Here is a 19,279-nt window from a genome sequence, read left to right on the forward strand (position 1 = left end):
CGTTCCCTATCCTACCCACATAGGGAAGTTTAGGGACGGGTGGGTATGTTCCCAAGGTCGAGAGGGAGGTCGACGGGCTAACTCGCTCGCGCTGTCGGACGGTTCCAGTACCGTCTGGAAACCATGGACGCGCGGCGCGGCGACGCCATCATCGGGCGGGATCACCCCGCAGGTCTGCTGCGCGCCGAATTTGACCGCGCCGCCACCAGCCACGGCGGTCTGGTCCTGGTCACCGGTGAGCCGGGCATCGGCAAGACGACCCTCGTCACGTCGGCCGCCCGGGAGGCCCGGCAACGCGGCGCACTGGTGCTCGGCGCCGCCTGCTGGGATTCCGACAGCGCACCCGGCTACTGGCCGTGGGTGCAGGTGCTGCGCGGCCTGCGGCGCTCCGCCGACGACTGGGCGGTGGCACGGCCGGACGCCGAGCCGGCCCTCGCGGCACTGCTCGGCGAGGCGGACCCCAGCAAGCAGCAGGCCGACCGGCTCACCAGCTGGGCCGGCGTCGACACGGACAGCGCCGACCAGGAAGAGTTCGCGCTGTACGACGCGGTGACCGCCGCGCTGGTCGCGGTCTCCCAGCAGCGGCCGGTCGTGGTCGTCCTCGACGACCTGCACTGGGCCGACCCGGCCTCACTGCGGTTGCTGAGCTTCGCCGCCCAGCACACCTGGTTCGAGCGGCTGCTGCTGGTCGGCACCTACCGCGACGCGGAGGTCGAGTCGGGCGAGCACCCGCTGCGCCCTCTGCTGATGCCGCTGGTTGCGAAGGCCACCACGATCACCCTCACCGGCCTCGCCCGCGACGAGGTGGCCGCGCTGATGGCACGCACCGCCGGGCGGGAACCCGACGCCGACCTCGTGGACGAGGTGCACCGGCGCACCGGTGGCAACCCGTTCTTCATCGAGCAGACCGCCCGGCTGTGGCACGCCGACGACGCGGCCGGCACGATCGCACCCGGCGTACGGGAAGCGGTGCGCCGCCGCCTGGCCCAGTTGCCGCCGGCCGTGGTCGAGGCGCTCACAGTCGCGGCCGTGTTGGGGCGTGAGTTCCACCGTCAGGTCCTGGCGGCCTGCGGCGCCGCCCCGGTGGCGCAGGTCGATCGGCTGCTCGACCGTGCGGTGACCGCCCGGCTGGTGGTCGCCAGGGGCGGCGGACGGTTCGTCTTTGCCCATGACCTGGTCCGGGAGACCATCTACGACGGGCTGTCCCCCGACGAGCGGCAGGCGCGGCACGGCGCGGTCGTCCGGGCGGTCGACGACCTGCGGGAGCTCACCGATCAGTTGGTCCCGGCCGACCTCGCCCGCCACGCCTACCTCGCCGGCCCCGCACTCGACCGCGCCCGGGTGGCCACGCTGCTGGTCGCCGCCGGGCGGGACGCGTTCGTCCGGCTGGCCGCCGACGAGGCGGCTGTGCACTTCCGCCGGGCGCTGGAGGTCGTCGAGGACCCGGAGCAACGCGTACGGATCCTCATCGAGTTCGGCGAGGCGCAATATCACCACGCCGACCGGGAGGAGTCCGCCGCGCTCCTCGCTGAGGCCGGGGCGGTGGCTCGCACACTCGACGCCCCGGTGCTGCTGGCCCGCGTCGCCCTCATCGTGAACCGGGCCCGCCAGGTGGAGACGACCGCTCAGTCGATCGACGCGGCGGAGTTGGTGCGCGACGCGTACCGGAAGCTGATCGGCGAACCGGACACCGGCGCGTCGGTCGGCACGCTGGTCGCCGACCTGATCACCGCCACCGAGACGATCGCCCGTCGAGGGCAGGACGACGAGGCCCTGACGTTCAGCCTCTGGGCCCGCCACGACACCACCTGGGGGTTGGGCACCGCGGCGGCCCGCGCCGCGCTGACCGCCGAGATCCGGGACGTGGCCCGCCGCACGGGAGACCGGGAGACCGAGCTGTGGGCCACCTCGCTGCGCTGGGTGGCGCTACTGGAGTTGGGCGACCCGCATTTCAACGAGGAGCTCACCACCTTCGTCGGCGCGGACCGGCACGGCGACCTCAGCCGGCACCAGATTTCGGCGGCCATCGACAGCGGGATCATCGCGGCTTTCCGGGGTGACTTCGCCGAGGCCGACGAGCGGTTCGCCGTCCTCAGCGACTTCTCCGACCCGGGCCATGCCGAGTTCGGGTTCATGGGCCATCACCTGCGCTGGTCCCGGGCGCTGCTCCAGGGTCGGTTCGCCGAGGCCGACACCCTGCTGGACGCGCTGGCCCCGATCGACTACCCCTACCAGGAGTTGCTGCGGGCGATCACCGCCGCGGAGCGGGGCGACGGCGAGACGGCGGTCCGGCTGACCGCCGGCATCGAGGCCGCCGCCATCCGCTATCCGCGTCCGGTGTCGCCGATCTGGCTACGGTTGCGCGCGCAGGCCGCCGCCGCGTCCGCCGACCCGCAGCGCTGCGACGACGCACGGGCCGCGCTCGCCCCGCACCGGGGAGAGTGGATGGTGGCGCTCTTCGGCTGCGACGTCAGCGGCCCGGTCGACCACTGGCTGGCACTGGTCGACGCCGCCCAGCAACGCTGGGACGACGCCATCGCCGGCTTCACGGCCGCCCGTGAGTCCGCCGACCGGCTGGGCGCGCGTACCTGGTCGCTCATCGCCCGGGCCGGCCTCGTGAACGCCCTCGCCGCCCGGGGCACCCGGGCGACGCCGCGACGCTGGCCGCGCTGCGCGCCACCACCGTCCAACAGGCAACGGCTCTGGGTATGACGCAGGTGCTGCATCGGCTCGCCGAACCGGCCCCCACCGAAGCGGCCGAGCAGACCGCCACCGCACGCCAGGCCGTCGCGCCGGGCCAGGCCGTCGGGCCAAGCCACCTCACCGGGCCAGGCCAGCTTGCCGCGTCGGGCCAGCTTGCGGCGGCGGGCCAGGGTGTCGGGCTGGCCAACGCCGGGCCAGGCCAGGCTTTCGCGCCCGGTCAGGCCACCGCGGTCGCGCCAGCCGGCGAGGGGTATGAGTTTCGGCGCGACGGGCCGGTCTGGCAACTCGCGTACGCCGGTGTCGTGGTGCACCTGCCCGACGCCAAGGGTCTGCACGACCTGCACCTGCTGCTCAGCCGGCCGGGCAGCGACGTGCCCGCCGTGGAGTTGCTCGACCCGGCTGCCGGGCCGGAGTTGGTCGCCGCCCGGCGGATGGGCGCCGACCCGGTCCTCGACGACGAGGCGAAGGCCCGCTACCGGCGGCACCTGGCACGCCTCGACGAGGAGATCGACCGGGCCGCCGCCCGCGACGACGACCGGAAGGTGGCCGCGTTGGACGCCGAGCGGGGTGCGTTGCTCGACGAGCTACGTGCCGCGGCGGGGCTGGCCGGTCGGAGCCGCCGCCTGGGCGACGAGGCCGAGCGGGCCCGTAAGACGGTGACCGCGCGAATCAGGGACTCACTGCGCAAGCTCGACGAGCGGCACCCGGCCCTCGCCGGCCATCTGCGTGAGGCCGTCTCCACCGGCAGCACCTGCCGCTACCTGCCGCCCGAGCCGCTGCGCTGGCGGCTCTGAACCCGTGGCCGGCGCGTCGGTTGGTCAGCGCCGACCACGGGCCCCGCGGCTCAGTCCTTGAGATCTGGGCTGGGGTCCAGGACCCGGGCGAGCCAGTCGGTCTGGGCGCGCCGTGCCGCGGCCGACACGCGGACCTCGGGGAACAGCGCCGAGAATCCGTGGAAGCCCCCGGCCCACAGGTGCAATTCGGCCTGGCCACCGGCGGCCCAGATCCGGGTCGCGTAGCTGACGTCCTCGTCGCGAAAGACCTCGGCGGTCCCGGCGTCGATGTAGGTGGTCGGCAGACCGGACAGGTCGTCCGCCAGCGCGGGTGAGACGTACGCGGAGACGTTCTGGTCGGTGTGCCCGCCGAGGACACTGCGCCACCCGAACTCGTTCATCTCCCGGGTCCACACGCCGTCCAGCCCGCTGTACTGACGGCTGGAGGTGGTGTCGTTGCGGTGGTCGAGCATGGGGCACGACAGCAACTGCGCGGCGATGGTCGGGGTGTTGCGGTCGCGAGCCATCAGCGTGACTCCTGCCGCCAGGCCACCCCCGGCGCTGGCGCCGGCCACGACGATGCGAGCCGGGTCGATGCCGAGGTCCACGGCGTTCTCAGCGACCCAGAGCAGGCCCTGGTAGCAGTCGTCGACCAGCGTCGTACCGGTTGCCTCCGGCGCCAGCCGGTAGTCCACAGTGATCACGACGGCGCCGAACCGGTCGAGCCATTCCAGCGGGACATCTATGTTCGAGAAGCGGTCGCCCCACATCATTCCGCCGCCGTGGATCCAGTAGACGCAGGGAGCGCCGGCGGCGCGATCGGTGGGACTGAGAATGGACAGCGGGATCGGCGTTCCGTCACTGGCGGGAACGGTGACCTCGCGCCGCTCGACCGCACGGCCTTCCAGCTGGCTTTCGATCGACGGTTGGGGGAAGTGGCGCAGCTGCTCGATCACCTCGGGGCCGAGGGGTGGCATCGGCGGCAGTTCGGCCAGGGGTACGAGCAACTCGGGGTCGATGCCCGGTCGGGGGAGGTTCATCACGGATCCTTTCGCTGGAACGATCAGGGGCGGTGGGTGCGGTCGCCGGTTCAGAAGGTCGCCTTGCCGCCGACCGGCACCGCGTCGGTGTATGCCGAGTCGCCGGCCAGCAGCGGCTGAAGCTTCGCGACGAGGGCCTGCGCCTGCTCGCCGGCGAAGAACGCGCTGTGCGCCTCGGCGCTGGTCCAGCCTTCGATGACGTGGACGACGTCGCGGTCGGACGCCGAGCGGGACACCAGGAAGACGAGGCAGTCGTCGTGCGGCAGGGACGGTGCGTCCAGCAACAACTGGATCAGCTCGTCCGCCTTGCCCGGCTGAGCGGTCATGGTGGCCTGGAACCCGTGGTGGACGGACATTGTGGAGACTCCTAATCGTTGAGCTGTGCTGCGCTCCTCGGGAAACTGACACTCCTATGGAAGCGCATTTACCAGCGGAAACGTTAGAAGGATGCTCGCTAACACTTGCCTGATCCTCTCGTTGTGGCGAGGATTGGTCCTGTGCTTCAATCGGGTCGTGGACCTCGACGAGCTGCGGGCACTGCTGGCCAGGCATGCCCGACCGGACATGAGCACCACCATCGAGGGGGTGCTGATCTCCAAGGTCGAGCAGCAGACGGCACCGACCACGTCGATGTCGGGCACCGTGCTGGCACTCATCGCTCAAGGCGCCAAACAGATGGCGCTGGGCGACCGCGTGTACGAGTACCGGGCCGGCCAGTACCTCGTCGCGTCGGTCGACCTGCCGGTCACCGGCCGTTTCACGCAGGCAAGTGCCGACGCGCCGGCTCTGGGGTTCGGGCTGGTGCTACACCCGGCCATGGTCGCGGAGCTGCTGCTGCTGGCGGCGCCGGGCGACCTCCCGCCCCTGGCCGGGCCGACGCCGTCGGGGCTGCTGGTCAGCGACGCTCCCGACGAGCTCGGCGACGCGGTGATCCGACTGCTTCGGCTGCTGGACCGACCCCGGGACGTCACGGTGCTCGCACCCCTGATCAAGCGGGAGATCCTGTGGCGGCTGCTCACCGGGGAGCAGGGTGCGGCCGTCCGGCAGCTCGGTCTGGCCGACAGCAGCCTCAGCCACATCGCCCGGGCGGTCCGGTGGATCCGTGACCACTATGCGCAGCCGTTCCGGGTGGAGGATCTGGCGCGGCTGACCGGAATGAGCGTGTCGGCGTTCTATCGCAACTTCCAGGCAGTGACCGCGATGAGTCCGATCCAGTTCCAGAAGCAGATCCGATTGCAGGAGGCGCGGCTCCTGCTCGCCACGCACCCCAACGACGTCACCGGGGTGGGCATCCGAGTCGGCTACGAGAGCCCGTCGCAGTTCAGCCGCGAATATCGTCGCCAGTTCGGCGCGCCTCCCAGCCAGGACGCCACCCGCCTGCGGGGCACCATCCGAGCCGAGGTGCCAGCGGTCGTCTGACCGTCAGCGTTCACCCGGGCGCCCAGACGACAGCCGACGGGCGCCGCCACAGTCGTGGCGGCGCCCGTCGAACGGGTTGGGGCCGGGTCAGCGGCGGTTGTACCGGTGCATGGTCAGGGTGCCGAAGACGACCAGGAAGCCGGCGCTCCAGACCAGCAACCACATCGTGGCCGACGGGTCCGAATCACCGCTCATCGCCCCGCGGATCGCCGCGACCAGCTGCGTCACCGGGTTGACCTTCACGAACGCCTGGAGCCAGCCGGGCATGGTGCTCGGGTCGACGAAGACGTTGCTCAGGAACGTCAGCGGGAACAGCACCATCATGCTGACCCCCATCACCGACTTCTCGCTGCGCAGGATCAGCCCGAAGAACGTCCACACCCAGGAGAAGGCGAACGAGAAGACCACCAGCAGCCCGATCCCGATGGCCACGCCGACGACCCCGCCGGCGGGCCGGAAGCCGAGCGCCAGCCCGAGGCCCAGGATCACCAGGGCGGCGAGGATGTAGCGCAGCACGTCGCCGAAGATCATGCCGACCAGGGCGGACGGACGCCAGACGGGCAGTGTCCGGAACCGGTCGAAGATGCCCTTCTCGATGTCGGTGTTGAGGCCGACGCCGGTGTACATGGTGATCATCACGACGCTGGTCACCATGATGCCGGGCAGGAAGAACTGCAGATATTCGCGCGGGCTGCCGGCGAGGGCGCCACCGAACAGGTACGTGAACATCAGCACCATGATGATCGGGAACGCGGTGACGTCGAAGAGTTGCTCCGGCACGTGTTTGATCTTCAGCATGGCCCGCCAGCCGAAGGTGAGCGACGCGCCCAGCGCGCTGGGTCGGGGCGGTCGGGTGCCGGGCGCGAGCACTGTCGCCAGCGCGTCGGCGGACGGGACGTAGACGGACGGCGCCCGTTCGGTCGTGGTGGTCGTGGTGTCGCTCATCGGGCTGCCTCCAGCTCGTTGTCGGGCTCGCCGGCCGGCACGGCGGGGTGATCGGTCAGGGCCAGGAAGACCTCGTCGAGGCTCGGCTGGCCGAGGGAGAAGTTGTCCACGACGATGCCGGCACGGGCCAGCTCGCCGAGTGCGCGCGAGGCCTGGGCGCTGGCATCGAGGTCGGTGCCGGCCTCACCGACGCGGGCGGTCAACGCCACCGGGTCGGCGGCGAGCTGCACCGGCACGCCGAGCGCCTCCCGGAGCACCCTCTCCGCCTCGGGTCGCTGGCCGGGATCGCGCAGTCGCAGGTGGACGGTGCCGGAGCCGACTGACGACTTCAACTCACCCGGGGTGCCCTCCGCGATCACCCGGCCGTGGTCGACGACCGCGATCCGCCCGGCGAGCTGGTCGGCCTCGTCGAGGTACTGGGTGGTCAGCAGCACCGTGGTGCCGTGCGACACCACCGCCCGGACGATCTCCCACACCTGGTTGCGGCTGCGCGGGTCGAGGCCGGTGGTCGGCTCGTCGAGGAAGAGCAGGTCGGGCGTGTTCAGGATGCTGGCGGCGATGTCGATGCGCCGCCGCATCCCACCCGAGTACTTCTTCACCTGGCGGTCGCTCGCCTCGGTCAGTCCGAACGCGGCGAGCAGGGCCGCCGCGCGCTCCCGGGCGGCCGGCTTGCGCAGACCGAGCAGGCGGGCGAGGAGCACCAGGTTCTCCGTACCGGTCAGGTCCTCGTCGACCGAGGCGTACTGGCCGGTGAGACTGACCCGGGACCGGACCTTGTCGGCCTCGGTGACCACGTCGTGGCCGAAGACCCGGGCCGAACCGCCGTCGGGGCGCAGCAATGTCGCCAGCACCCGGACCGCTGTGGTCTTGCCCGCCCCGTTGGGACCGAGCAGACCGTAGACGGTGCCGGCGGGCACCTGAAGGTCGATCCCGGCCAGCGCCCGGGTGTCCCCGAACGAGCGGGTGAGCCCCTCGGCCTCGATGGCCAGGCCGGTGGTGCGTCTACTCATGATCCTTACCCTTCAATCTGGACGTGTCAGCGTCGTGGACGTGTTCAGGAGACGTACGGTCGAGCCGCCCGGGCGGCTCGCAGGGCCAGGCCCCACCAGCGGAGCTGGTCGAGCAGGACGCTGGCGTCCCGGCGTAGCTCGTCGGTGCACTGCGGTGTCGGCTCGCCGGCGAGCAGGTCGATCCCGACGACGTCACGCACCGTCATCGCGTGCAGCGCCGTGAAGACGGTGCGGAGCTGGTCGACCGCGTACCGGCCGGTGGACCGACAGCCGTACGACACGAAGCCGACCGGTTTGGCCTGCCACTCGTCGTACGCGTAGTCGATGGCTTGTTTCAGCGGTGCGGGGAAGCTGTGGTTGTACTCGGGGGTGACCACGACGAACGCGTCCGCTCGACCCACCTCGCGGACGAACGCCCGGATCGACGCGGTCGGTTCGGCGGGGTAGCTGGCCGGGAAGTCGTACTCGGTCAGGTCAACGACGGTCACCGCCAGGTCGTCGTGCCGCGCGGCCTGTTCGGTGAACCAGTTGGTGACCCGGTCGCCGGCCCGCCCCTCCCGGGTGCTGCCGATGATCACGGCGATCCTGAGCGGTGTCATCATCCCCCCTCCCGAGTTGTCGGTTCCACCTCTTCGGCGCGAGAAAGCAGCACGCCGCCCGCTAGATCGGATCTAGCGGGCGGCGTTTCGGGGCGCAATGTCGGTGGCGTCGGCTTGACTGTGGTCGACGGACAGGGGAGTGGGCATGGCACAGGTACGCATCGCACCGTGGGACGAGGACGACCTCGACCTGCTGCGGGAGCTCAACTCACCGGACACCCGCAAGCACACCGGGGGCCCGGAGACCGACGAGCAGGTGCTCGCCCGGCACGACCGGTACGTGCACTTCGCCGGGACCGGGCAGGGCGCGATGTTCACGCTGGTGCTGCCGGACGGCGTGCGGGCCGGCAGTGTCGGCTACTGGGGCCGCGACTGGCACGACCGACCGGTCTACGAGCTGGGCTGGGCGGTGCTGCCCTCTCACCGGGGGCAGGGGCTGGCGACCGTCGCGGTGCGGGCGGTCATCGACGTGTTGCGCGCTCGGCAGGACCGGCGCTACGCCCACGCCTACCCCTCGGTCGACAATCCCGCCTCGAACGCGGTCTGCCGCAAGGCCGGTTTCACACTGCTCGGCGAGACGGACTTCGAATACCCGCCGGGGCAGCTGATGCGCGCCAACGACTGGCAGCTCGACCTCACCGCCCCACCGACCGCAAGCTGAGGTCGGCGGGGCGGCCGGTGGCCGGTCACCAGGTGGTGTCGAGGCGGTGCCGTTGCTCGGCGGTCAGCTCCAGCTCGACCGCTGCCAGGCTCTCCTCCAGTTGCGCCACCGACGAGGCGCCCACCAGCGGGATGGACGGCAGCTCACCGCCCAGCAGCCAGGCGAGCACCACCTGGTTGACCGTCGCGCCGCTCTGCCCGGCCACCTCCCGCAGCGCGGCCAGTCGCCGGGGCGCGCTCGGCAGGTCGTACGCCGAGCTGAGCGGCTTGTCCGCCCGGGTGAACGCCCCCTTGAGCAGCGGCGAGTACGCCACCAGGGTCAAGTCGGGCTCGGCACGCAGGTAGCTGAGCAGGTCACCGCTCACGCCGCCCGGCTCGCCGTCCGGGTCCAACTCGCTGACCAGGTCGGTGCGGTTCGGCAGGTAACTGCGCTGGTACTGGAGCACCTCGTACCCCGGCAGGCCTGCGGCGGCGGCCAACGCCCGGGCCCGCTCCACCCGCCAGGCCCGGTGGTTGCTGGCACCCAGCAGACCCACCGTGCCCTCGGCGACCAGTTCGGCGAAGCCCTCCACGGTCTCCTGGAGCGGCACGGTCCGGTCCTCGATGTGTGCGTAGAGCAGGTCCAGTCGCTCCACCCCGAGCCGTTCCCGGCTGCGCTCCGCGGACTCGCGGATCACCTTGGCGGAAAGCCCCTCGGCGTTGTCCAGGTAGCTGGTCCCCGGGGCCAGCGGTCGAGCGCCGAGCTTGGTGGCGATGACGATCTCGGCACCGACGCCCCGGCTGCGCCGCCACCGGCCGAGCAGTTCCTCGCTCTGCCCGCCCTGCCCGCCGTCCACCCAGAACGCGTAGTTGTCCGACGTGTCGATGAACGTGCCACCAGCCTCGACGTACCGGTCGAGGATCGCGTACGAGGTGGCCTCGTCGGTGGCGCTGCCGAAGAGCATCGCGCCGAGGCTGAGCACGCTGACCTCGCGCCGGGTCGCCGGGTCAGCGCCGATCGTGCGGTACCGCATGGGGATCTCCTCTCGTGCGCCCTACCGGTGGGCGCACGGGTCACCCTGCCGGCTGGAGCGCACTCCAGGTCAAGCCTTCACCGTCACCAGGGCAGCACGCCGTACCCACCGCCGGCGTCCATCTGGAAGCCCCAGAGCAGCCCGCTCGGCCCGTCGACCGGCAGCGTCGCCAGGTGCACGCTCACCTCGGCGCCCTGCTCGGCGGTGCGGAAGCCGCTGTTGCTGTTCAGGTCGGTGGCGCAGTAGCCCGGGTTCGCCGCGTTCACCTTGATCGGGGTGTCCCGCAGCTCCTTGGCGTACATCGCGGTGAGCATGTTCAGCGCCGCCTTCGACGACGGGTACGGCACTGAGGTCAGCGCGAACAGCGCGCCCGCCGGGTCGGTCATGACCGCGATCGAGCCGACCTCGCTGGAAACGTTGACGATCCGGGCCGCCGGCGCGCGGCGCAGCAGCGGCAGCAGCGCGTTGGTCACCGTCGCCACCCCGAACACGTTCGTCTCGTAGACGCGGCGCAGCGTCGCCACTGTCGTCTCGCTGGGCAGCCCCTGAGCGCCGTCGGCGAGGACGATGCCGGCGTTGTTGACCAGCACGTCCAGTTGCCCGTGTTCCGCCTGGACCTGTTTCGCCGCGGCTGTCACCGATTCGGCGTCGGTCACGTCGATCGGCACGAACCGGGCGTCCGTGCCGCCGGCGCGCAGCTCCCGCTCGGCTGCCCGGCCGCGCTCGGCGTCGCGGGCGCCGACCAGCACTGTCATCCCGAGGGCGCCGAGCTGGCGGGCGGTGGCGAAGCCGATCCCCTTGTTGGCCCCGGTGATCAGGGCGATCATGTTCGTCATGCCGTCGAGCCTGTCCCCGCCGGCGGCGTCCGGGGAGAGACGGCCCGAGGCTGGGACCAGCGGTACCACCTTCGCCGGCCCGGACCGGGGCATGCTGGAGGCATGACGGGCAGCGGGTTGAGGCGCGACGAACTGGCGGCGTTCCTTCGTACCCGCCGCGCCCGGCTGCGCCCCGCCGAGGTCGGGCTCCCCGAGGGCGAACGCCGACGTACCCCCGGGCTGCGCCGGCAGGAGGTCGCCCAGCTCGCCGGGATGTCGATCGACTACTACATCCGGCTGGAGCAGGGCCGCGGACCGCACCCGTCCCGGCAGGTGCTCGCCTCGATGGCCCGAGCGCTGCTGCTCAGTCGGGACGAGCGCGAGTACCTGTTCCGGATCGCCGGGGAAAATCCGCCACCGGTCGGCGGGCCGAGCCGGAAGGTGCCCTCCGGGTTGCGGCACCTACTCGACGCCATGACCGAGACCCCGGCGTACCTCGTCGACGCCGCGTACCACGTGCTGGCCTGGAACCGCCTGGCCACGTACTTCGTGGGGGATCTCGCGGCCGTGCCCGACGCGGACCGCAACATGATCCGCTGGACGTTCCGGCAGCCGGCGACCAGCGCCCACTGGACCGATGCCGAGGTGATCCGATTCGTGCGAAGCACTGTCGCGGACCTGCGGGCCGCCTACGGGCGCTACCCGGCCGACCCGGCGATCCGCGAGCTGGTCACCGAGCTGCTCGGCACTTCACCCCGGTTCGCCCGGCTCTGGGCCGAGCACGACGTCGAGGAACGCCGACCGATCGTCAAGCGGGTGCCGCACCCCGAGCTGGGGCCGTTGGAGTTCGAGTGCCGCGTCCTGCTGGTGCCGGAGACCGACCAACGGATGATCGTCTACGTCCCCGAGCCCGGATCGCCGACCCACGCGGTGTTCCGCCGGATCGCCGAGCGCGTCGGCTCCTGAGCGCCGGGAACAGCGTGATTGACCCGCCGGGAACAGCGTGATGCCTCAGGGTCATCAAGATGACTCTGAGGCATCACGCATTCAGGAGACCCGCCCGCCGAGCGGCGGGCTCAGGTCAGCGGGGGACGTAGGCGAAGGTGTCCGGGTTGGGGCCCTGCCGTCCGGCCTCGCTCCGGTCCAGCGCGGTGATCCGCTCCATCGCCGTGTCGTCCAGCTCGAAGTCGAAGATCCGGGTGTTCTCCTCGATCCGCTTCGGGGTGGTCGACTTCGGGAAGATGATGTCGCCGCGCTGCACGTGCCAGCGGAGCACCACCTGCGCCGGGGTCCGGTCGAGCTGCCCGGCGATGTCGAGCACCGTCGGGTCGTCCAGCACCTTGCCCTGCGCGATGGGCGACCACGCCTCGGTGAGGATGTTGTGCTCGCGGCCGTAGGCGCGGACCTCGTCGTTGGTGAAGTACGGGTGTGCCTCGATCTGGTTGACCGCCGGCACGACGTCCGCCTCGGCGGCCAGCCGCTCCAGGTGCGCCACCTGGAAGTTCGACACGCCGATCGAGCGGGCGCGGCCGTCGCGCTGGAACTCCTCCAGCACCTTCCAGGTCGAGACGTAGTCGCCGTCGTACAGGGTCGGCAACGGCCAGTGGATCAGGAACAGGTCGATGTAGTCCATCTTCAGCGCCGCGAGCGTCGAGTCGAACGCCCTGCGGGCGTCGTCGGGGCGGTGGAAGCCGTTGTTCAGCTTGCTGGTCACGTACACCGAACCCCGGTCGAGGCCGGACATCCGGACCGCCTCGCCGACCTCGGCCTCGTTGCCGTACATCTCGGCGGTGTCGATGTGCCGGTAGCCCGTCTCAAGGGCCGTGGTCACCGCCGAGACGGTGTCCTTCGGCTCGATCTGGAACACCCCGAAGCCGAGCTGCGGAATGGTGGTGCCGTCGTTCAGGCTGATGTCGGGAATGGTGATTGCCACTGCGGCTCCTTCGCGTCATCTTCGTTGCCTGTCATCCATACCCGGGTGGGCTGCCGGTGCACCGCCCAAACCGAGGTGACGAGCGCAACGCCGGGACGGTTCACCCGGTCGTGTCGAAGAGCACAGGCCAGGGCCGTGCCGCTGGCGGCGAGGTTCCGGCCGACGCGGGTGGCGCGGGCTCGGAGTCGGCCAGCACCTCGGCGGCGAGCTGCCCGAACATCGACGCCGCCGGGTGCGCCGACCGGTCCGGCCAGGCCGCCGACGTCCGCTTGGCCAGCGGCGCGCCAGCGATCGGCCGCCAGGCGACGCGGGGTTCCCGTCGCGCCACCGTCGCCGGTTCCAAGGCCACACCGCCGCCGGCCAGCACCAGGCCGAAGAGGAACTCCGGGTTGCGGGCGGGGCGCACCCGGGCCGGTCGCCAACCCTGCTGTCGGCACACCGCCAGCAGGTGGTCGTGCCAGCCGGGAGCGGTGGCCCGGGGCGCGGCCACCAGATCCAGACCGGCCAGCGACGCGAGCGCCACCTCCCGGTCGCGGGCCAGCGGCGAGGTGCGGGGCAGCAACACCCCCAGGGGTACGTCCACCGGGGCGCCGAAGCGCAGCCCGTCCGCCGACACCGGGTGGTGCACGAGCCCCACGTCCAGGGTCCGCTCGGCGAGCATCCGCACCTGCTCGGCGGTCGTCAGCTCGTGCAGCTCGACGTCCAGGCCGGCTGCCCGGGTGGTGAGCCCGTCCAGCAGCGCGCGCAGCGTCACCGCGGGCGTCTCCGGTGGCACCCCGGCCCGGAGTACGCCCAGCTCACCGGCCCGGACCTGCCCCATCAGGTTGCGGAGCCGACCCTCACCCGCGAGCAGTTCCTCCGCCTCGCCGAGCAGCAGCTCACCGGCGGTGGTGAGGCGTACCTGGCGGCGGGACCGGTCGAACAACTCGACGGTCAGCTCCCGTTCCAGCCGCTGGATGGACTGGCTCAGGGGCGGCTGGGCCATCCCGAGCAGCTCCGCGGCCCGCCCGAAGTGCAGCTCGTGCGCGACCACCACGAAGTGCCGCAGGTGCCGGAGCAGATCCACGGCCGGACCCTACGCCAGCGCTGGCGTAGGGCCGCTGGATACCGTGCTGGCGTGGACGTCAGCGCGCGTATCGAGGCCATCTTCGCCGCCGTGGGGGTGACGGCCAGCCTGCACGTGGTGGACGTGGACGCCACCGACCCGACCCCCGGCGGCACCGCCGACGGCGTTCCGGAGATCGGGGTGCGGGCCGACGACCAGGTGGTGATCGCCTCGATCTTCAAGGTCCTGCTGGTGCTGGAGTTCGCCCGGCAGGTCGAGGCCGGTCAACTGGACCCGACCGAACGGGTCCTGGTCACCGCCGACGACCGGCTCGGTGGGTGGGGTCTGGCCGGCTGCACCGACGACGCCGAGGTGTCGCTGCGCGACCTCGCGTACTTCGCCATGTCGGTTACCGACAACACCGCCGCCGACCTGCTGCTGCGCCGGGTCGGCCCGGACCTGCTGCCGATGCTCGCCGCCGAGCTGGGGCTGAGCCGTACCCGCGTCCTCGGCGGCCCTCGGGACCTGGTCGAGTTGATGCTCGCCGACGTGGGCGCACCCACGGAGGCGGAGTTCGCACGGATCTTCCCCACGTTGCCGGAGGAACGGGTCCGGGCGATGCGGGTCTTCGACCCCGAGCACACCACCTCCAGCACCGCCCGGGAGATCACCCGGTTGCTCACGCTGATCTGGCGGGACGAGGCCGGGCCGCCTGCCGCCTGCGCGATGGTCCGCACCTGGATGGCCCGGCAGATCTTCTGGACCCGGCTGGCCGCCGGGTTCCCGCCGGGCGTCCGGGTCTCCGGAAAGACCGGCACCCTGCCCGGTCTGCACCTGGAGGCCGGGGTTGCCGAATATCCCGACGGCGGCCGGTACGCGATCGCCGTCTTCGCCCGTGCCGACCGGTTGGCCTCGCGGCGGATCGACGTGGACCTGGCGATGGGGCAGGCCGCCCGGACGGCCGTCGAGGCGCTGCGCGGCGACTGATTCCGTACCCGCCGCAGTCTCGGCGTGCCGCACCTGAGCTGGCCCGATATCCGCTGATGTATCGGAGCCGGTCGTCTTCGATCTTGGACCGGAGCCCGGCGGCGCTGGTTGGCTCGTGGTCGACCAACCGCCCGACCACGGGGAGTAGAACCGCATGCCCAGTCTCGACCGCCGACGTTTCCTGCGCGACACCGCCGCCACCACCGCCCTGGTCACCACCGGCGGGCTCGCCGCCGGCGCCGCCACCCCGGCCCACGCCGCGACGCCGGCCGCCGCACCCACCCCCACCGCCCGGCGCAAGGGTGCGGTCAGCTTCCGCTGGTGGGGTACGGCCGGCTGGCGCGTCGACATCGCCGACCGCACCGTTCTCGTCGACCCGTTCCTCAGCCGGATCGACACCGGGCTGTTCACCGGCGCTTTCAAGACGGACACCAAGCTGACCGTGCGCGCCGACGTGATCGACCCGCGCGTCGAGAAGGCCACGACGGTGCTGGTCACGCACACCCACTGGGACCACTTCATGGACGTGCCCCACATCGCCAAGCGCACCGGCGCGCGGGTGTTCGGCACGCTGACCGCGTACCACCTGGGGTTGGCCTACGGGGTGCCCTCGACGCAGCTCAGCCCGGTCAAGGGTGGGGAGGTGCTGGACTTCGGGGACCACACCGTCGAGGTCGTCGGCTCGCTGCACAGCCGCAACCCGTCGTACTCCCTGGCCTTTCCGGGGGTGCGGGTGAGCCAGCCCGCGCAGCCGGCGACCATCGCGGACCTGCCGGAGGGCGACACGCTGGGCTACCTGCTGCGGGTCGACGGCGGCCCGTCGGTGTACTTCACCGGGGCCAGCGACGTCGCCGAGCGGAACCTCACCGGCCTGTCGCCCGACGTGGCGATGGTGGCCCTGCAGAACGCCACCACCACCGGCGACTACCTGCCACGTCTGCTGGCCGGCCTCGACTATCCGAAGGTCGTGGTGCCGGTGCACTTCGACAACTTCGAGACGGCGCTTCAGAACCCGCCGCCGGTCGCCCCGACCGACCGCACCCGGTTGAACGACATGATCGCGGCCGTCCGCCGGATCTCGCCGCGCAGCCGGGTGCTGGTGCCCGAGTACGAGACCGCGTACCACTTCTGAGCAGCGTCGGTGGGGGTCGCCGAGCTGCGGCCCCCACCCGGGTCAGGCGGCGGTCATCTCCGCCAGGGCCCGCACCGACTTCCAGTTGCGGCTGGTCGACACCACGCCGAGCTTCTTCTCCAGGTACGCGTTGGTGAACTTCGACCGCCCGGAACCGCCGTCGACGAAGTGCAGGAAGACCTCCCGGCCGGTCACCGTGAACGACACGTTCTCCCCACCGGGCACGGTCAGCGCGTCCACCGTGGACTTCTTCGGCGGGGTGGCGAGGAAGGCCACCAGCAGCCTCGTCGGGTCGTCCTCCCGGTCGGCGTACGGGTTGCCGCCGGCCACCGCCGCCAGCTCCCGGCCACTGCGCACCAGCACCGGCACCTTCAACGCCAGCTCGTCGGCGAGGGCCCGCTCGATGCCGGCGGCCAGCTTCTCCGCGTCGCGCACGGTGCTGCCGAAGGCCACGTTGCCGCTCTGCAGGTACGTCTTGACGTCCTCGTGCCCGAGGTCGGTGACGATCCGACGCAGGTCGGCCATCGCCAGCCTGGTGGTGCCGACGTTGACCCCGCGCAGCAGGGCGACGTACCGGGTCATGGCTCCTCCTGGGGGTTCGCGGCCGACCGGCTCAGCGTAGGCCGCCCGCGCGCCGGCCTCGCCGAGCAGGTCGGTGCCCCCGTCGACCTGGTGGTGCCGTGGTCGGTGGTCACCGGGGTGGTGGGGCTGTGCCTGCTGCTCGCGGCGCTGGCGAGCGTGCTGCCGACGTGGCGGTCGCTGCGGCACCGTCCCGCGCGGTCGTCGGTCGGCGTCGTCGGCTGACGCGCCCCCCAAACCGGGCGAGCGGCCCGCTACCGTCCACGGATGCGATCCGCACGCCCGGTCGGGCTGATCCTCTCCACCGCTGCCGTTCTGCTCTGGGCGTTCGGCGTGACCGTGCTGCAACCGCTTACCGAGCCGATCGGTCCGTGGTCGGAAAGTCTGCCGGGCAACAACGCCTACTGGGCGCGCGACCTGCGCTTCCTAGCGATCATGGCAGTGGCGATCGGGCTGGTGCTGGCCGGCCGGGGGCACCTGCGCTGGAGTCAACCGGCGGTGGCGCTCGGCGGTCTGTGGGTCGCCGCCGACGTGGCGATCGACCGGGCCGACCCAGCCGGCGTCGAGGCGACGGTGCTGCTCGCCGTCAGCGGTTGCGCCGTGCTCGCGGCGCTCGTGGCGGTGCTGCATTGGCGGGAGCGTGCCACGCCGCCAGCCCGGGAGCGTGGCACGCCCTCAGCGGTGGAGCGGAAGGCGTTGACCGGCGCGGCGTGTGTGGCCGGGGTTCTGGCGCTTGTGGCGGCCGGCATCGAGTCACCGACCGACCGGGAGCCGGAGCTGAACCAGGGCGCCCTGGCCACCGCGGCGTTGCTTGTCGTGCTGGCCGTCGGTGCCGCCCTGGCGGCGGCCCCGGCACGAACCCAGGCTCGCGTCGGGCTGGCGGCCGGTCTCGTCGTGGCGGCCCTGCTCGGCGTCGGGCTGGCGCGTGCCGCCCCGCCCGGCTCACGCCTCCTGCCGGAGGTCGCCCTCGGGGCGGTGCTGCTCACCGGGATCACGGTGCTGGCCTGGGACTGGCCGGGCGGTCGGCCGATCTGGTGGCACCACGCACTCGCCGCTCTCGTCGCGGTGGTTGGCCCGACGGTGTTCCTGCTGGCCACGGCAATTCCCATCATGATCCTGCTGCCGATCGGCGCGACGTTCACCAGGCTGGCCGGCAACAGCCCGATCAACGGCGCCGACTCCGACGTGCTGATTTCGCTGTTCGGGCTGCTCTCCGGGCTCGCGATGTCCCTGCTGCTGGCGCGACCGAGCGTCGAGGACCGTCGGCGGCTCCGGTAGCTCACTCGACGACCGGCAGCACGACCTCGTTGCGGCGCAGGAACCACGGTTTCCACGGCGGGTCGAAGCGTGCGTACCGGATCGCGCCCGTGGGTTGCAGCCCGGCGGCGGTGACCGACCGGCCGAGCATGGTTGCCCGCTGGCTGAACGCCTGCTCCGTCCACCGGCCGGAGAAGCGCATGGCCGCGGCCAGTTGCGCCGGAATCTCGCGGATCCGCACCCGGGCGTCCACCGGCTCGGGCACTGTGGCGGCGGTGAAGGTGGCCGGTATGACGAACTGGAGCAGGTACGCGCCCGGCCACTCACCCTCCACCTGCACCATCGGCACCGTCATGGCGATCTTCTCCGAGCCGTCGGACGCGGACGTCGCCGGCATGTTCGACCCGATCGGGTGCCGAGCCCGGTTGGCACCCCCGAGGTACGCGGCCAGCGGCCGGAACGCCTCGATCGGCGCCCTGGTGAACGACGCCTGGATCTGCATCTCGGCCACCACATGGGCCGGGTACCGACGCAGCTCGAAGCCGGGGTGTCGGGACACCACCCGGTACGGCTGCTGTTCGGTCATCGCGCGGCTCCCAGGGTCTGCTGGGACAGACGCTACCGCCCGTCCGGCTCCCGCTCGGCCGAAGTCGACTGCTCCGGCCATGGGGCGACAGCTCGCGCGGTCAGCCGCCAGTACTGCCGCTTGCTGTCGTCGCGCAGCACCACACCGATCAGCCCCAGCTCCCGGCGCAGCTCCCGGGCGTCGTCGCGGCGGTCCCGCCCGATCGCCCGAACGCGCGCGCGCAGCAGTGCGTCCGCGCCGGCGGGCAGGCCGGGCAGGTCGGGCACCCACAGCCGGTACGCCGAGCGGTGCGGGTCGTCGTCCGCCCAACCCCAGCCGTGCGTCCGGAAGGCTGCAGCTAGTTGGCTGGCCGGCAGGTCCGTCGGCTCCCGGACGAGTTCCGCGCCGTCGGCGTCGAGCAGCACCAAATGCCCGTCGGTGAGGAAAACCACCCGGGCGTCGGCCCGTGCGACGGTCCGGTCCTGGTCGGAGCGGCGCAGCCGGACCTGTGTCGGGTCGACGGTGACGATCAGCCGCTCGGCGGTGCCGATCCCGGCGATGACCAGACCGCCCAGGACGCCCACCGCGATCGTGCCGGCGGTGGCCTGCGGCTCGGGCAGCCGGTCCAGCCACTCGATCAGATCGCCGAACGGCACCCAGGGCAGCCGGGCGAGCCAACCCGTCGTGGCCGCGAGGAGCCATCCCACGCCCGCGCCGAGCAGCGGAAAGCCGCCCCACATGACCGCCAGCTCCACCGGGCCACCGCTGACCACGGTGCGTGGTCGGTAGCCGGCCATGTCCATG

At 72.0% G+C, this 19,279-nt stretch carries 19 protein-coding genes and 1 pseudogene; 8 read left to right on the plus strand and 12 right to left on the minus strand.

Going from position 1 to position 19,279, the window contains the following annotated elements:
* The first annotated feature begins 123 nt into the window (after nucleotides 1–123).
* Nucleotides 124–3,497 (plus strand): annotated as a pseudogene (locus tag AC3CF1_RS24825) (ATP-binding protein).
* 50 nt (nucleotides 3,498–3,547) lie between these two features.
* Here the strand turns inward: AC3CF1_RS24825 and AC3CF1_RS24830 are convergent.
* Together AC3CF1_RS24830 and AC3CF1_RS24835 are read right to left on the minus strand one after the other, a co-directional pair.
* On the minus strand, nucleotides 3,548–4,516 hold the full coding sequence (locus AC3CF1_RS24830; protein WP_488451374.1) for an alpha/beta hydrolase: 969 nt from the start codon (nucleotides 4,514–4,516) through the stop codon (nucleotides 3,548–3,550).
* Nucleotides 4,517–4,566: 50 nt separating this feature from the next.
* Nucleotides 4,567–4,872: a putative quinol monooxygenase gene (locus AC3CF1_RS24835; RefSeq protein ID WP_141908034.1), complete on the minus strand. Its 306-nt coding sequence runs from the start codon at nucleotides 4,870–4,872 to the stop codon at nucleotides 4,567–4,569.
* A 157-nt stretch (nucleotides 4,873–5,029) separates the two neighbouring features.
* On the opposite strand from AC3CF1_RS24835, the gene AC3CF1_RS24840 reads away from it, so the two are divergent.
* Nucleotides 5,030–5,935, plus strand: a complete 906-nt coding sequence (locus AC3CF1_RS24840; protein ID WP_488451375.1) for an AraC family transcriptional regulator — start codon at nucleotides 5,030–5,032, stop codon at nucleotides 5,933–5,935.
* A gap of 87 nt (nucleotides 5,936–6,022) precedes the next feature.
* On the opposite strand, the gene AC3CF1_RS24845 is transcribed toward AC3CF1_RS24840, so the two are convergent.
* From AC3CF1_RS24845 to AC3CF1_RS24855, 3 genes are read right to left on the minus strand one after another with little or no spacing between them, the layout of a single operon-like run.
* On the minus strand, nucleotides 6,023–6,880 hold the full coding sequence (locus tag AC3CF1_RS24845; RefSeq protein WP_328366888.1) for an ABC transporter permease: 858 nt from the start codon (nucleotides 6,878–6,880) through the stop codon (nucleotides 6,023–6,025).
* Nucleotides 6,877–7,890 carry an ATP-binding cassette domain-containing protein gene (locus AC3CF1_RS24850; RefSeq protein WP_357856660.1) on the minus strand — a complete coding sequence of 338 codons (1,014 nt, stop codon included), beginning with the start codon at nucleotides 7,888–7,890 and terminating at the stop codon, nucleotides 6,877–6,879. Before AC3CF1_RS24850 ends, AC3CF1_RS24845 begins: the two co-directional genes overlap by 4 nt.
* Before the next feature lie 44 nt (nucleotides 7,891–7,934).
* Complete coding sequence (locus tag AC3CF1_RS24855; protein ID WP_488451376.1) at nucleotides 7,935–8,492, minus strand: NADPH-dependent FMN reductase; 558 nt, start codon at nucleotides 8,490–8,492, stop codon at nucleotides 7,935–7,937.
* Between the two features lie 142 nt (nucleotides 8,493–8,634).
* Between AC3CF1_RS24855 and AC3CF1_RS24860 the strand changes: the two genes are divergently transcribed.
* Nucleotides 8,635–9,150, plus strand: coding sequence for a GNAT family N-acetyltransferase (locus tag AC3CF1_RS24860; protein ID WP_088946390.1), 516 nt, complete (start codon nucleotides 8,635–8,637; stop codon nucleotides 9,148–9,150).
* A gap of 25 nt (nucleotides 9,151–9,175) precedes the next feature.
* On the opposite strand, the gene AC3CF1_RS24865 is transcribed toward AC3CF1_RS24860, so the two are convergent.
* On the minus strand, nucleotides 9,176–10,162 hold the full coding sequence (locus AC3CF1_RS24865; protein ID WP_354981320.1) for an aldo/keto reductase: 987 nt from the start codon (nucleotides 10,160–10,162) through the stop codon (nucleotides 9,176–9,178).
* Between the two features lie 83 nt (nucleotides 10,163–10,245).
* Complete coding sequence (locus AC3CF1_RS24870) at nucleotides 10,246–10,998, minus strand: SDR family oxidoreductase (RefSeq protein ID WP_488451377.1); 753 nt, start codon at nucleotides 10,996–10,998, stop codon at nucleotides 10,246–10,248.
* A gap of 102 nt (nucleotides 10,999–11,100) precedes the next feature.
* Here AC3CF1_RS24870 and AC3CF1_RS24875 point away from each other — a divergent pair, with 102 nt between their 5' ends.
* Entirely contained in the window at nucleotides 11,101–11,943 is an 843-nt protein-coding gene (locus AC3CF1_RS24875; RefSeq protein WP_488451378.1) for a helix-turn-helix transcriptional regulator, read from the plus strand.
* Nucleotides 11,944–12,058: 115 nt separating this feature from the next.
* Here the strand turns inward: AC3CF1_RS24875 and AC3CF1_RS24880 are convergent, their stop codons facing one another.
* Both AC3CF1_RS24880 and AC3CF1_RS24885 read right to left on the minus strand, forming a co-directional pair.
* A complete protein-coding gene (locus tag AC3CF1_RS24880) occupies nucleotides 12,059–12,910 on the minus strand; it encodes an aldo/keto reductase (RefSeq protein ID WP_488451379.1) in 852 nt (283 codons plus the stop codon).
* A 100-nt stretch (nucleotides 12,911–13,010) separates the two neighbouring features.
* Nucleotides 13,011–13,976, minus strand: a complete 966-nt coding sequence (locus AC3CF1_RS24885) for a LysR family transcriptional regulator (RefSeq protein WP_488451380.1) — start codon at nucleotides 13,974–13,976, stop codon at nucleotides 13,011–13,013.
* A gap of 51 nt (nucleotides 13,977–14,027) precedes the next feature.
* Between AC3CF1_RS24885 and AC3CF1_RS24890 the strand changes: the two genes are divergently transcribed.
* Both AC3CF1_RS24890 and AC3CF1_RS24895 read left to right on the plus strand, forming a co-directional pair.
* Entirely contained in the window at nucleotides 14,028–14,942 is a 915-nt protein-coding gene (locus AC3CF1_RS24890; RefSeq protein ID WP_488451381.1) for a serine hydrolase, read from the plus strand.
* A gap of 154 nt (nucleotides 14,943–15,096) precedes the next feature.
* Nucleotides 15,097–16,074 carry an MBL fold metallo-hydrolase gene (locus AC3CF1_RS24895; RefSeq protein WP_488451382.1) on the plus strand — a complete coding sequence of 326 codons (978 nt, stop codon included), beginning with the start codon at nucleotides 15,097–15,099 and terminating at the stop codon, nucleotides 16,072–16,074.
* A 42-nt stretch (nucleotides 16,075–16,116) separates the two neighbouring features.
* On the opposite strand, the gene AC3CF1_RS24900 is transcribed toward AC3CF1_RS24895, so the two are convergent.
* Nucleotides 16,117–16,656, minus strand: a complete 540-nt coding sequence (locus AC3CF1_RS24900) for a DUF1697 domain-containing protein (RefSeq protein WP_488451383.1) — start codon at nucleotides 16,654–16,656, stop codon at nucleotides 16,117–16,119.
* 90 nt (nucleotides 16,657–16,746) lie between these two features.
* On the opposite strand from AC3CF1_RS24900, the gene AC3CF1_RS24905 reads away from it, so the two are divergent.
* A complete protein-coding gene (locus AC3CF1_RS24905) occupies nucleotides 16,747–16,878 on the plus strand; it encodes a hypothetical protein (protein WP_354981313.1) in 132 nt (43 codons plus the stop codon).
* A gap of 42 nt (nucleotides 16,879–16,920) precedes the next feature.
* Nucleotides 16,921–17,931: a hypothetical protein gene (locus AC3CF1_RS24910; protein WP_488451384.1), complete on the plus strand. Its 1,011-nt coding sequence runs from the start codon at nucleotides 16,921–16,923 to the stop codon at nucleotides 17,929–17,931.
* A 1-nt stretch (nucleotide 17,932) separates the two neighbouring features.
* On the opposite strand, the gene AC3CF1_RS24915 is transcribed toward AC3CF1_RS24910, so the two are convergent.
* Together AC3CF1_RS24915 and AC3CF1_RS24920 are read right to left on the minus strand one after the other, a co-directional pair.
* Nucleotides 17,933–18,496: an SOUL family heme-binding protein gene (locus tag AC3CF1_RS24915; protein ID WP_488451385.1), complete on the minus strand. Its 564-nt coding sequence runs from the start codon at nucleotides 18,494–18,496 to the stop codon at nucleotides 17,933–17,935.
* Between the two features lie 32 nt (nucleotides 18,497–18,528).
* A complete protein-coding gene (locus AC3CF1_RS24920; RefSeq protein ID WP_488451386.1) occupies nucleotides 18,529–19,278 on the minus strand; it encodes a YqeB family protein in 750 nt (249 codons plus the stop codon).
* Nucleotide 19,279: the final 1 nt, after the last annotated feature.

The organism is Micromonospora sp. MGP-C2, assembly GCF_057766525.1.